14 protein-coding genes are annotated in these 12,815 nt (G+C 69.2%); 9 read left to right on the forward strand and 5 right to left on the reverse strand.

The window, feature by feature from the left end:
* Nucleotides 1–68: 68 nt before the first annotated feature.
* The 8 genes from rpmH to ACWD38_RS12775 all read left to right on the forward strand — a co-directional run bounded on the left by rpmH (nt 69) and on the right by ACWD38_RS12775 (nt 6,050).
* Nucleotides 69–212 (forward strand): 50S ribosomal protein L34, encoded by a 144-nt coding sequence (rpmH, locus tag ACWD38_RS12740; protein ID WP_184484001.1) that lies wholly within the window; start codon nt 69–71, stop codon nt 210–212.
* Between the two features lie 10 nt (nt 213–222).
* The gene (gene rnpA, locus ACWD38_RS12745) at nt 223–846 is read left to right on the forward strand and encodes a ribonuclease P protein component (RefSeq protein WP_450124099.1); all 624 of its coding nucleotides are present in this window, start codon (nt 223–225) and stop codon (nt 844–846) included.
* 15 nt (nt 847–861) lie between these two features.
* On the forward strand, nt 862–1,185 hold the full coding sequence (gene yidD / locus ACWD38_RS12750; RefSeq protein WP_184484005.1) for a membrane protein insertion efficiency factor YidD: 324 nt from the start codon (nt 862–864) through the stop codon (nt 1,183–1,185).
* Nucleotides 1,185–2,243 (forward strand): membrane protein insertase YidC, encoded by a 1,059-nt coding sequence (gene yidC / locus ACWD38_RS12755; protein WP_184484007.1) that lies wholly within the window; start codon nt 1,185–1,187, stop codon nt 2,241–2,243. The genes yidD and yidC overlap by 1 nt, the downstream gene beginning before the upstream one ends.
* A gap of 34 nt (nt 2,244–2,277) precedes the next feature.
* Nucleotides 2,278–2,826 (forward strand): R3H domain-containing nucleic acid-binding protein, encoded by a 549-nt coding sequence (locus ACWD38_RS12760; RefSeq protein WP_184484009.1) that lies wholly within the window; start codon nt 2,278–2,280, stop codon nt 2,824–2,826.
* Nucleotides 2,827–3,316: 490 nt separating this feature from the next.
* Nucleotides 3,317–4,027: a 16S rRNA (guanine(527)-N(7))-methyltransferase RsmG gene (gene rsmG, locus ACWD38_RS12765; RefSeq protein WP_184484011.1), complete on the forward strand. Its 711-nt coding sequence runs from the start codon at nt 3,317–3,319 to the stop codon at nt 4,025–4,027.
* Nucleotides 4,028–4,170: 143 nt separating this feature from the next.
* On the forward strand, nt 4,171–5,028 hold the full coding sequence (locus ACWD38_RS12770) for a ParA family protein (RefSeq protein WP_246457118.1): 858 nt from the start codon (nt 4,171–4,173) through the stop codon (nt 5,026–5,028).
* Nucleotides 5,025–6,050, forward strand: a complete 1,026-nt coding sequence (locus ACWD38_RS12775; protein ID WP_184484015.1) for a ParB/RepB/Spo0J family partition protein — start codon at nt 5,025–5,027, stop codon at nt 6,048–6,050. Before ACWD38_RS12770 ends, ACWD38_RS12775 begins: the two co-directional genes overlap by 4 nt.
* Nucleotides 6,051–6,378: 328 nt before the next feature.
* Here ACWD38_RS12775 and ACWD38_RS12780 read toward each other — a convergent pair whose 3' ends face one another.
* Both ACWD38_RS12780 and ACWD38_RS12785 read right to left on the reverse strand, forming a co-directional pair.
* Entirely contained in the window at nt 6,379–7,329 is a 951-nt protein-coding gene (locus ACWD38_RS12780) for a D-alanine--D-alanine ligase family protein (protein WP_184484017.1), read from the reverse strand.
* An 81-nt stretch (nt 7,330–7,410) separates the two neighbouring features.
* A complete protein-coding gene (locus ACWD38_RS12785; RefSeq protein WP_184484019.1) occupies nt 7,411–8,775 on the reverse strand; it encodes an aminotransferase-like domain-containing protein in 1,365 nt (454 codons plus the stop codon).
* 270 nt (nt 8,776–9,045) lie between these two features.
* On the opposite strand from ACWD38_RS12785, the gene ACWD38_RS12790 reads away from it, so the two are divergent.
* Nucleotides 9,046–9,666: a GNAT family N-acetyltransferase gene (locus tag ACWD38_RS12790; RefSeq protein WP_184484020.1), complete on the forward strand. Its 621-nt coding sequence runs from the start codon at nt 9,046–9,048 to the stop codon at nt 9,664–9,666.
* A gap of 279 nt (nt 9,667–9,945) precedes the next feature.
* Here ACWD38_RS12790 and ACWD38_RS12795 read toward each other — a convergent pair whose 3' ends face one another.
* From ACWD38_RS12795 to trxB, 3 genes are all read right to left on the reverse strand, one after another.
* The gene (locus tag ACWD38_RS12795; RefSeq protein ID WP_184484022.1) at nt 9,946–11,103 is read right to left on the reverse strand and encodes an N-acetylmuramoyl-L-alanine amidase; all 1,158 of its coding nucleotides are present in this window, start codon (nt 11,101–11,103) and stop codon (nt 9,946–9,948) included.
* A 273-nt stretch (nt 11,104–11,376) separates the two neighbouring features.
* Entirely contained in the window at nt 11,377–11,700 is a 324-nt protein-coding gene (gene trxA, locus ACWD38_RS12800) for a thioredoxin (RefSeq protein WP_184484024.1), read from the reverse strand.
* A 38-nt stretch (nt 11,701–11,738) separates the two neighbouring features.
* Complete coding sequence (gene trxB / locus ACWD38_RS12805) at nt 11,739–12,746, reverse strand: thioredoxin-disulfide reductase (protein WP_184484026.1); 1,008 nt, start codon at nt 12,744–12,746, stop codon at nt 11,739–11,741.
* Between the last annotated feature and the right edge of the window lie 69 nt (nt 12,747–12,815).

The following is a 12,815-nucleotide window of genomic DNA, read 5'->3' on the forward strand; positions in this document are numbered from 1 at the left end:
TCTTGACCGAGCCATCGGGCCGAGCACGTGCCTGTTCCAACGGGCCTGAAGTAACGGGGAGATCCACCGTGAGCAAGGGCAAGCGCACCTTCCAGCCGAACAACCGTCGCCGTTCCCGGAAGCACGGGTTCCGGCTTCGCATGCGTACCCGCGCCGGTCGCGCCATCGTGTCCGCGCGTCGCCGCAGGGGCCGCAGCTCGCTGACCGCCTGATTAGCGGCCAGTGCTGCCCGCGGCCGCCCGGCTGACCACTAGCCAGGAGTTTCGCCTGGCGGTCCGTCGTGGCCGCCGTGCGGGTCGTGCCCGGCTGGTGGTGCACCTGCTGACACCGAACGCGGTGGCTCGGACCGAGGTCCGAGGCGCCGCGGCCGGTTCCGCACGTCCTGAGGTCGGCGCGGCGCCGAGCGGGTCGGATCGAGATCGCCGGGATTCGGCGGTGGACGACTCCGATCGTGCGGCGCGTCCGGAGCCTGCTCCGGGGCGCTCCACCGAGGCCGCGCTGCCCGACTCGGGCGGTCCTGGTGCGGAACCAGCGGCGTCGTCCGCGGAGAACTCGCGGCCGACTTCGGACATCGAACCCACTCGGGATACCGGCGAACCGGCCCGCGTGGGTTTTGTCGTGAGCAAAGCCGTGGGCAACGCGGTGCTGCGGCATCGGGTGACCCGGCGGCTCCGGCACCTGATGCGTGACCGCCTTCCACTGCTGCCCGCTGGCACACTGGTGGTGGTGCGGGCACTCCCTCCAGCCGCGAACGCACCGAGCCGTGATCTCGGATCGGATCTTGACGCGGCGCTGCGCAAACTGCGCGTGGCGCAGCCCGGCGGTCCGGTGGCGAGTTCCAGATAGCGGCGGAGGCCCCGGATGTCGGAATCGCATGACCACGGCGGACCAGCACGGCCGAGCCCGGCCGCCTGGCTGCTGCTGGGGCCGGTGCACGTGTACCGCAAGATCATCTCGCCGCTGCTCCCGCCGACCTGCCGGTTCTACCCGAGCTGCAGCGCCTACGCGGTCGAAGCGCTGACCGTGCACGGAGCGCTCTACGGTAGTTGGCTCACTGCGCGGCGGTTGTTGCGCTGCGGCCCATGGCACCCCGGCGGCCTCGACTTCGTCCCACCTCGGCGGGACCGCGCCGGGCGCTCGGCGGCCGAGCCGGGCGAAGCGCCCCGACCCCCCGCGGAGGACTAGTGCTCGACTTCATCTACTACCCGGTCTCGGCGATCCTCTGGTTCTGGCACGAGATCTTCGGCTTCGTCCTCGACCCCGCCAGCGGGTACGCCTGGGCGCTGTCGGTGGTGTTCCTCGTCTTCACCTTGCGAGCGCTGCTGTTCAAGCCGTTCGTGCACCAGGTGCGGTCGATGAAGAAGATGCAGGAGTTCGCCCCGCAGGTCCGCTCCCTGCAGGAGAAGTACGGCCACGACAAGCAGCGGCTCGCGCAGGAGATGCAGAAGCTCCAGCAGGAGCAGGGGTTCAACCCGATCTCCGGTTGCCTGCCGATGCTGGTGCAGGTGCCGGTCTTCATCGGCCTGTTCCACGTGCTCAACGGGTTCCGCCCCGGCGCGGAGTCGAACTTCGTGTTCGGCAAGGAGGAGGTCGCCTCCTTCGTGTCCGCCGATCTGTTCGGCGCGAAGCTGTCGAACACGATCAGCCAGACGCCCGAGGTGCTCGCGGCCTTCGGCACGGACCGGACGTCGATGCTGATCGTCGGTGTGCCGCTGATGATCGCGGCGGCGATCGCCACCCACTTCACCTCGCGGCACTCGGTGCAGCGCCAGACCGCTGAGGCGGCGCAGAACCCGCAGACCGAGATCATGAACCGCATGGTGCTGTGGGTCTTCCCGATGTTCGCGATCATCGGTGGCCCGTTCCTGCCGCTGGCGATCCTGCTGTACTGGCTCGCCAACAACTTCTGGACCTTGGCCCAGCAGCGGATCGTCTACACCCGCATCGACCGCGAAGAGGCCGAGTCCGCGGCTGCGGCGACCGTGATCGACGGGACCGCGGTCACCACGACCGCCTCGGAGGCGTCGACCACCGCGGCCCCGACGCCGGAGATCGCTCCCGCTCCCGCTCCGGCTCCGGCGAGCGACGCGGAGCGGACGACCGCGGAACCGGGCGAGCCAGCCCGCGGCGAGGAAGCCGAGGACGCCTCCCCTGCGCCGGCCGCCACCACAGACCAGCCCGGTGATGCCCCCGGGGTGCTCGAAGACCGTTCCCGCGACAACCGGCCAGGCGAGTCCCGCTGATCGACGTCGCGTACCCCTGGAGAGGAGACGCCCAGTGTCTGAAACCGTGCAGGAACCGACCAAGGTCGAGGAGTCGGCGGAGTCCACGCCGAACGCCGACCAGGAGCGCAGCAATACCGAGACCCTGCTCGTCCAAGAGGGCGACGTGGCCGGTGACTACCTGGAGCGGCTGCTCGACCTGCTGGACTACGACGGTGACATCGACCTCGACGTCGAGGCCGGCCGCGCGGTCGTGAGCATCGAGGGCGGCGGCGATCTGGAGAAGCTGGTCGGCTCGCGCGGCCAGGTCTTGGAGGCGCTGCAGGAGCTGACCCGGCTCGCGGTGCAGCAGGACACCGGGGTGCGCAGCCGGCTCATGCTGGACGTCGCCGGGTGGCGCGCGGGTCGGCGCGAGGAGCTCAGCACGCTCGGCCGCACCACGGCCGAAGAGGTGCTGGAGTCGGGCAACGAGGCGCGGTTGCGTCCGATGACCCCCTTCGAGCGGAAGATCATCCACGACGCGGTCGCAGCGGTGGACGGCGTGCACAGCGAGAGCGAAGGCGAAGAGCCGAGTCGCAAGGTCGTCGTGTACAAGTCCAGCTGACCCACTGCCCGCGTGGCGACGCGGGTGCTCGATCAGGACGCCCGGCCGGGATCTCCCGGCCGGGCGTCTTCTTGTCCGCGACCCGTTCGCGTGTGAACCGAACCCGTTGTTCGTGGAGCCCGGCGACCACTTCCGGTCGCCGAGTCGTCTCCCGTCACTCCCCCGCCGCCTCGTGTCGTGCCCGCATCCGACCGCGCCGTCTGGGCGTCCCGGTTTCACGTGAAACGGCGCCATCGCTCCCCCGGGACTGCGTTTCACGTGAAACCGCGGAGCTCCTGTCGGGCGCGTTTCACGTGAAACCAGGTGCGAGAGCAAGAGCGACTTCGGGCTGAGATGATGAAGGGCGTCGCGCGGACCCCTTGATCCGGTCCCGTGTTTCACGTGAAACCAGAGCGCCGCCCGTTGAGCCCGTTCCACGTGAAACAACTCCGTACCGACTTGGTGGACGCGCCCCGTTCCACGTGAAACAACGAGAACAGGATGGAAGACTGTGATCGCAGCAGAAGGTGATCCGATCCCGGTTCCGGCGGCCGCTCAAGCGGTCTTCGGCGATCGTCTTCCGGGAGCGGAGCGGTTCGCCGCGATGCTCGCCGAGCAAGGTGTGCGACGCGGACTGATCGGCCCACGCGAACTGGACCGACTGTGGGACCGCCATCTGTTGAACTCTGCGGTACTCGCGGAGTTGCTGCCACCGAATTGCCGTGTCGTGGACGTAGGCTCAGGGGCAGGGTTGCCGGGCATCCCGCTGGCGATCGCTCGCCCCGATATCGAGCTGGTTCTGCTGGAGCCGATGGCTCGACGAGTGGCATGGCTGCGGGAAGTCGTCGAGGAACTGGATCTCTCCGTAGAGGTGGTGCGTGGGCGTGCCGAGGAAGGCCCGGTGCGTGATCGGCTCGCCGATCAGGACGTGGTCACCGCTCGGGCCGTGGCACCGATGGAGCGCCTCACCGCGTGGTGCCTTCCCCTGCTGCGTCCCGGCGGGCGGCTGCTCGCGTTGAAGGGATCCACCGCTGCGGAAGAACTGGAACGCGATGCGGCCGCGATTCAAGCGGCCGGTGGCAGCCACGGTGAAGTGAAGTCGTGTGGCGATGAAGTGCTCGATGTACCGACGACGGTCGTCGTCGTGGAGCGGGTGTCCCAGAAAGCGCCCGGTCGGCGTCGTGACGGCGGCCGTAGAGCGAGGAAGGATCGTGGACGGTGACGGAGTCGAACGGAGCGGATCGTGTTTCACGTGAAACGAAGGGGCGCGTGATGGGTTCCATGCGTTTTCCTTCGGGAGCGGAAGAGCGCGTTCAGCAGGTGAATGAAGCATTCCCCGCGGATGGCGTGGGCTGGACTCCGATCATGGAAGAAGCTCAACGGGCCACCCGGGTGCTGCACCCCGAGACGATGCAGCTGCCCCGACCGGACCGGCGGCGGATCCTCACGGTCGCCAACCAGAAGGGCGGCGTGGGCAAGACGACGAGCACGGTGAACCTCGCGGCCGGATTGGCGGTGCAGGGGCTGAAGGTCCTCGTGATCGACCTGGACCCACAGGGGAACGCGAGCACCGCGCTCGGCGTGGACCACCGGTCCGGCGTCCCCTCGGTGTACGAGGTGCTGCTCGGCGAGATCAGCATCGCGGACGCGGCGGCCGTGAGCACCGAGTCGCCGAACCTCTACTGCGTCCCGGCGACGCTCGACCTGGCCGGCTCCGAGATCGAGCTGGTGTCGATGGTCGCGCGGGAGGGGCGTCTCAAGGAGGCGCTCAAGTCCGACGCGATCGAGCAGATCGCCCCCGACTACGTCTTCATCGACTGCCCGCCGTCGCTCGGCCTGCTCACGGTGAACGCGATGGTCGCGGCGCACGAGGTGCTGATCCCGATCCAGTGCGAGTACTACGCGCTGGAAGGTCTCGGGCAGCTGCTCCGCAACATCGAGCTGGTGCAGGCGCACCTGAACCCGGCGCTGTGGGTCTCGACGATCCTGCTGACGATGTACGACGGTCGCACCAAGCTGGCGGATCAGGTGACCAACGAGGTCCGCGGCCACTTCGGCGAGCTGACGCTGCGGACGGTCATCCCGCGCAGCGTGAAGATCTCCGAGGCGCCGGGATTCGGGAAGACGGTGCTGAATTACGATCCCGGTTCGCGGGGTTCGATGAGCTACCTGGATGCGGCGAAGGAGATCGCCGAGCGGGGTGTGGAGAGGAAGACGGCATGACCGAACGCAAGGGTGGTTTGGGGCGCGGTCTCGCGGCGCTGATTCCGAGCGGACCTCCTGCCGAAGACGGCGGCTCTTCCACCGGAGTCACCGTCCGCGGGTCCGGCTTCACGCCACCCTCCTCCCCTATCTCGGGGGATGGTGCGAGCGCGCCGGAGCCGGTTTCACGTGAAACGAGCGGCGGAACGGTGGCGGGCGCGACGTACCGGGAGATCGTGACCGCGTCGATCACGCCGAACCCCCGGCAGCCGCGGCAGGTCTTCGACGAGGAGGCGCTGGCCGAGCTGGAGCACTCGATCCGCGAGTTCGGCCTGATGCAGCCGATCGTGGTGCGTGAGGTCGAGCCGGATCAGTTCGAGCTCATCATGGGTGAGCGGCGGTGGCGCGCTTCGCAGCGCGCCGGCCTGGAGGTCATTCCGGCGATCGTCCGGGAGACCCAGGACGACGCGCTGCTGCGGGACGCGTTGCTGGAGAACATCCACCGCGTGCAGCTGAACCCACTGGAGGAAGCGGCGGCGTACCAGCAGCTGCTGGACGAGTTCGACGTGACGCACGACGAGCTGGCCGAGCGCATCGGCCGGAGCCGTCCGGTCATCACGAACACGATCCGCCTGCTGCGGTTGCCGATGCCGGTGCAGCGGCGGGTCGCCGCCGGGGTGCTCTCGGCGGGACATGCTCGCGCGCTGCTCGCCTTGGACGACTCGGGCGGCCAGGAGGAGTTGGCCTCGCGGATCGTCGCCGAGGGCCTGTCGGTGCGGGCGACCGAGGAGGCGGTGACCCTCAAGAAGAGCGAGGGCCCCGCGAAGGAGAAGCCGGCTCCGCGCAAGCAGCTGCAGTCCCCCGGCCTCCAGGGGTTGGCGGAGAAGCTCTCGGATCGCTTCGACACGAAGGTCAAAGTGGATCTGGGGAAGCGGAAGGGCCGGATCGTCGTGGAGTTCGGGTCGGTGGACGACCTGGAGCGGCTCGCCGAGTTGTTGTTGCCCGGAGAGGCCGAAAAGCTCCGTGAGATCCGCGAAGGATGACACCGGGGCCTTTCGTCACGGTGACGATCAATATTTTGGGTGATATGTCGGTATCTGCGACGTAGGTCGACCGCGGATCCCGACGGGCCTTCGATGCCGCGAATCGCCGCGGGTCGATCGCCGATCACGCCGACGACGTTCCGCGTCGGCGCCCCGCCGGTAGCCGGGTTCGGCTCGGCGGTGGAAACGAACAAAGAAGAGCCGCCGATGTAACGAGACATCGGCGGCTTGCTTCGGAGCGGCTCCGGTCGACCCCGGCGGCGACCACTCCCCTGTTGCGTTGTTTCACGTGAAACGCGGCGCCGTCGTTCCGGTCGCCGCGCGCGGATCAGTTCCCGCGCGTGATCGCCTTCTCGACGAGACCGGCGAACACCTCGCCGAGCGAACGGTCCGCAGCCTCCACGGCCATCGGGAACAACGACGTCTCCGTCAGGCCGGGCGACACGTTCACCTCCAGGAAGTGCGGCACCCCGTGCTGGTCGATGATCGCATCGGTCCGGGACACGTCACGCAGCCCGAGCAGCTTGTGTGCCGCGACCGCCAGCTCCCCCGCGCGGGCCGCGACTTCGGGCGCCAGGTCGGCCGGTGCCTCGTAACTGGTGAGCCCGGCGGTGTAGCGGGCCGTGTAGTCGTACACGCCGTCGGCCGCTTCGATGCGCACCGCGGGAAGCGCCTCCGGGCCGTCCGCGGTGTCCACCACGCTCACAGCGACCTCGACGCCTTCGATGAACTGCTCGACGAGCACGGTGTCGCCGTAGGCCAGCGCGCCCACCATCGCCGAGGGCAGCTCCGAGGCTTCTCGGACCACTCGCGCCCCCAGCGCCGAACCGCCCTGATCCGGCTTGAGCATCAGCGGCAGACCCAGCTTGCCGACCAGCGCGTCCAGCACCGCTTGGGCGCCGAGCTCGCGGAACGTGGCGTGCGGCAGCACAACCCAGTCCGGGGTGCTCAGGCCGGCACGGGCGAGCTCGGCCTTCGCGGTCGGCTTGTCCCAAGCTCGGCGGCACGCCCGCTGGTCGGTGCCGACGTACGGAACGCCGAGCATGTCCAGCACGGACTGCACGGCACCGTTCTCACCTTCGCCGCCGTGCAGCGCGATGATCACGGCGTCCGGCCGCTCGTCCTGGATTCGCGTGACCAGCCGGGAATCGGCGTCCCACTCCCCCACGGTCATGCCGACGGAGCGCAGCGCGGTGGACAGCCGACGTCCGGAGCGCAGCGACACCTCGCGCTCGTGCGACAACCCACCGGACAGCACGGCGACCCAACGATCGGACATTGGTCGAACACCCCTGAAAGTAAGAGTCCACTGCGCACCAGGTGCGCAGTGGACCGATCGAATCGTGCGGCAGGAACGAGGTTACGCCGTGTCCGGAGAGGGAGCTTCGGGGCCGGAGACCGAGCGCTGCGGCACGCTGCCGAAGGTCCGCACCAGCTCCATCTCGTCGGTGAGCGTGTTGGCGAGCCTGCGGACGCCCTCACGGATGCGCTCCGGCGTCGGATAGCAGTAGGACAGCCGCATCTGCCGCGAGCCCAGCGCGTCCGCGTAGAAGCCGGTGCCCGAGGCGTAGGCGACCCGCTGGGTCACGGCCCGCGGCAACATCGCCTTGGTGTCCACGCCTTCCGGCGCGGTGAACCACACGTAGAACCCGCCGTCGGGCTTGGTCCAGCTGCAGCCTTCCGGCATGTGCTGCTCCAGCGCGCTGAGCATCGCGTCGCGGCGTTCCCGGTACTGCTCGCGGAAGGTCTTGATCTGGCCCTTCCAGTCGTGCGTGCTCAGGTAGCGGGACACGATCATCTGGTTCAGCGTGGGCGGGCACAGCGTCGCCGACTCCGCGGCGAGCACCAGCTTCTCGCGCACCGCGTGCGGGGCGAGGACCCAGCCGACGCGCAGTCCGGAGGCGAAGGTCTTGGAGAACGAACCGAGGTAGACCACGTTGTCCGGGTCCAGGCTGCGCAGCGCCGGGTAGGTCTGGCCGTCGAAGCCCAGCAGCCCGTACGGGTTGTCCTCCAGCACGAGGATGTCGTGGTGGCGGCAGATCTCCAGGATCTCGGCGCGGCGCTGCACGGCGAGCGTGACGCCGCCGGGGTTGTGGAAGTTCGGGATGGTGTAGAGGAACTTGATCCGCTCACCGCGGCTGGTGACCTCGGAGATCGCGTGCCGCAGCGCTTCCGGCTGCAACCCGTCGTCGTCCATCGCGACGTGCACGACCTTCGCCTGGTAGGCGTTGAAGGAGCCGAGCGCGCCGACGTAGGAGGGGCCTTCGGCGAGGACGACGTCGCCCGGGTCGCAGAACAGCCGCGTGACCATGTCCAGGGCCATCTGGGAGCCGACGGTGACCATCACGTCGTCGGGATGCCCGGTGATGCCTTCCATGGCCATGATCTCGCAGATCTGCTCGCGCAGTTCCGGAACGCCGTGCGCCGAGCCGTACTGCAGCGCGGCCTGCCCGTCGACGGAGATCAGCCGGGAGACCTCGGTGGCCAGCGAGTCCAGCGGCAGCGCGGCCAGGTTCGGCATGCCGCCGGCCAGCGAGACGACCTCGGGGCGACTCGCCACGGCGAACAGCGCCCGGATCTCCGATGCGGTCATGCCTGCGGTGCGCTGGGCGTACCGGTCGCGGTGCGCGTCGAGGTTGCGCGCCGCTCCCGCCTGCTGGACCGCTGCCTCCTGCTGGGGGCTCGGCTGCGGCTGATCGGTCGGGTTGCTGCCGTGATCGGACATTCCGCGCTCCGGTGGATCGGGTGTGCGCTGTAGTGATCGTCTCCTGTTACCACGAGGTGACGGTCGCGCGAGTCTATCTGTGCTATCGCGTCCGGCGGTCGCTTGTGTAACGGGCGCCTCGCACAAACCGGCTTGACGGTAACCCATCTCACCATTTCGGGGGGCACTGGGAAGGGTGAGGAGCTTCCGGCGGCAGGAGGCGGCGGCTTATCCTGGCCACGAGCCCCACCTGCCATGCGTGGGTTCTTGGCGGATTCGCAGGAGGTCAGGGTGTCGCGACGCGTCGTAGGCGTCACGCTGGACAACCTCGACCACTTGCCACCGAAGTGTCGTCGCTGCGTGTTCTGGGAACTCGCGCCGCACATCCGGGAGCAGGCCGAGGAGTTCGGCGAAACCGGCCTCGAAAAAGAGGCCTGGGTGTCCAACGTGCTGCTGGACTGGGGATCCTGCGGCCGCGTGCTGTACGTGGACGACGTGCCTGCCGGCTATGCGCTGTACGCCCCGCCCGCCGCGGTGCCGCGCGCCGCCGCGTTCCCGTCCGGCCCGGTCAGCGCGGACGCGGTGCTGCTCACCGCGTTGCGGGTGATCCCGGAGTTCGAGCACGGCGGGCTGGGCCGGGTGTTGCTGCAGAACGTGGCGAAGGATCTGACCAAGCGCGGAGTCCGCGCGATCGAGGCGTTCGGCGATCTGCACGAGGACGACGAGGGCTGCCTGGTCCCGGCGGGATTCCTGCAGCAGGTCGGGTTCAAGACCGTCCGCCAGCACCCGAAGTGGCCGCGCTTGCGGCTGGAGCTGCGCACGGCGATCTCCTGGAAGGAAGACGTCGAAGCGGCTCTGGAGCGGCTGCTGAGCACGGTCTCGGTGAAGACCGCCGAGCCCGCGCTCGGCTGACCGTCCTTGTTTGATCTTGGCTTGAGTAGCGGGTCGGGCGGCGGAACCTCAGCGGCTCCCTCGCTGCGGGATCGATTCCTCATGTATGCCGTACACGGCGAAATCGCTGTCCTCGCGAGGAAGCCGCTGAGAACCCGCCGGTGGTCGGTTTGCTCTGGCTGGTCGCCGCTCACAGGACAACGACCGACGACGCCGCTCACCTGGAAGGGCAAGATCAAAGACAGGAAGTGAACCCGCCGGAGCCCGCGCCGTGCGGCGCAGGCGGGCCAGACGTCGTCCTCAGGCGCCTTCGGCTCGGGTGAGTTCGTGGCGCAGCAGGTCGTCGAAGGTGAAGGTGCCCGTCGGCTGGTCGTCCTTGCCGAGCAGGTAGAGCCGTTTCACGGCGACCAGCAGGCCTTCGGCGATGATGTCCCGGAACGCGGGGTCGAGCAGCCGCCGCCGGTCCTCGGGGTTGGTGAGGTAACCGATCTCGGTGCGCACCGCGGGCATCCGGGTGAGGCGCAGGACCTCCCACGTCTTCGGGTGGATGCGGCAGTCGAGCATCCCCGTGCGCGCGACGATCTCGCGCTGCAGGAAGCCGGCCAGCGCCTCCCCCACCGTGGAGGTGGTGCCGTTGCCGGTGCCGAAGTGGAAGCTCGACACGCCCTGCGCCGCGGGCGCCGAGTTGGCGTCCATGTGCAGCGACAGGAACAGGTCGGCACCCGCTTCGTTGGCGAACCCGGCGCGGTCGGCCTCCGGCGGGCAGGAGTGCGGCCCGCGCGTGATCAGCGCTTCCATCCCGGTGGCGACCATGCGGCCTTCGAGCCTGCGGACCAGGTCCCAGGCGAGGTCGGCTTCGTTGACGCCGCCCACGGTCACGCCGCGGTCGGTGCCGCCGTGGCCGGGGTCCAGCACGATGCGCTTGCCGCGCAGCAGCGGACCGGAGCGCCGGACCTTCTCCTGCTCCCGCAGGTAGACGGGGCGACCGCCGCGGACCTTCGGGGCGAGCTGCTTGAGCGCGCGCAGCGTGTTCGGGCCGCAGATGCCGTCGTTGCCGAGCCCGTAGTCGCGCTGGAAGCTGCGCAGCGCCTGCTCGGTCTGCCACCCGAAGATGCCGTCGGGCCTGCCCGCGTCGAAGCCGAGTTCCAGCAGCCGCTCCTGCAGCGCGAACACGTCGTCGCCGCTGATGGGCTTGGACACGAGGTAGGCCAGGGACCGGTCGCCCAGGCGCCAGCGCGCGTCGATCAGGGCGCGGTAGGTGGCGGGGCCGACGACGCCGTCGGTGATCAGGCCACGTCGCTGCTGGAAGACGCGCACCGCGTGTTCCACCGCCGCGTCGAAGTTCGCGGGGCCGGTGGCGGTTCCGTTTGGGGGGGCCGGTAGGAGACCCAGCGCAGCAAGGGTGTTCCTGATCTCGGCAACGGCCGGACCGACGTCACCGCGGTGGAGCAGCTGCATGCACTCCTCGCTCGATTCAGGCGCCGGTGGTGGATCCGGCGCGTAGGACGGTCGTACTCCCCCGATGTCCACTTCTGGGTGGATGGGTTCGGACGGGAACCCACCGGCTCATTGTGCCTTGCCTGCAATGCAGCGGCGCTGCGGGCCGCTCGCAGGCGCCCGCGCATGGGATGACCTCCCACGCTTCGCCGAGAACGGCGAAACCCCGCACATCTCCGCGCGGTGGCGGGGATCTGCGGGGTTCCGGCTCGGTGCGCGGCGGTCAGCGCCGCATCACAGGTAGTCCTTCAGGTCTTCCAGCAGCGCGGCCTTCGGCTTGGCGCCGACGATCTGCTTGACCGGCTCGCCGCCGGAGAACAGCAGCAGGGTCGGGACGCTCATCACCTGGTAGTCGCGGGCGACCGACGGGTTCTTGTCGATGTCCAGCTTGGCGATCGTGATGCCCGGGTTCTCGTCGGCGATCTCCTCCAGGACGGGCGCGACCATCTTGCACGGGCCGCACCAGGTCGCCCAGAAGTCGACCAGGACGGGCTTGTCGCTGCCCAGCACGTCGTCCTTGAACGAGCCGGCGTCCACGGTCACGGTGTTCTCGGCCATGTCATCTCCCTCGGTGTGAATTCAGGTCGGTCCAGCGCTCAGCGCGCCGCGGCGGTCTCGGTCGCAGGTGCGTAGCCACCGCCGACGTGTTCGGCCGCGACGTGCGCGGACTCGCTCACCTCGTGCTCGGCGAGCCACCGCTCGGCGTCCATCGCCGCCGAGCAGCCGGAACCGGCGGCGGTGATGGCCTGCCGGTAGGTGTGGTCGACGAGGTCGCCCGCGGCGAACACGCCGGGGATGCCGGTGTGCGTGGTGGGCTGCTGGACGGCGACGTAGCCCTCGTCGTCGACCTCGACCTGGTCGCGCACGAGTTCGCTGCGCGGGTCGTGGCCGATGGCGACGAACATGCCGGTGACGTCGAGCTGCGAGTCCTCACCGGTCACGGTGTCGTGCAGCTTCAGGCCGGTGACGGCGTTGTCGCCGAGCACCTCGGTGACCGCGGCGTTGGTGCGCCAGCGGATCTTCTCGTTGGCCTTGGCCCGCTCCAGCATGATCTTGGAGGCGCGGAACTCGTCGCGGCGGTGGATGATCGTCACCGAGTCCGCGAACTTGGTGAGGAACGTGGCCTCCTCCATCGCGGAGTCGCCACCGCCGATGACGGCGATGTGCTGCTCGCGGAAGAAGAAGCCGTCGCAGGTCGCGCACGCCGAAACGCCGTGGCCGAGCAGCTTCTCCTCGCCGGGGATGCCCAGGTAGCGGGCCGCCGCGCCCATCGCCAGGACGATCGCCTTGGCGCGGTACTCGACGCCGTTGGCGGTGACCTTCTTCACGTCGCCTTCGAGGTCGATGTGCTCGACGTCCTCGGCGCGCAGCTCACCTCCGAACCGCTTCGCCTGCTCCCGCATCTGCTCCATGAGATCGGGGCCCATGATGCCGTCCCGGAAACCGGGGTAGTTCTCCACGTCGGTGGTGGTCATCAACGCACCACCGAACTGCGTTCCCTCGAAGACCAAAGGCTGGAGTTCGGCCCGTGCGGCGTACACCGCAGCGGTGTAACCGGCGGGGCCGGAGCCCACGATGATGAGGTTGCGGACGTCGTCGGTCACCGCGCCCCTTTCGTTGTCGCGTGCCGCCCGCCGCGCTGAACGCGCGAGCGTACTCGGGTCAACGCGATC

Source organism: Saccharopolyspora sp. NPDC002578, assembly GCF_053592695.1.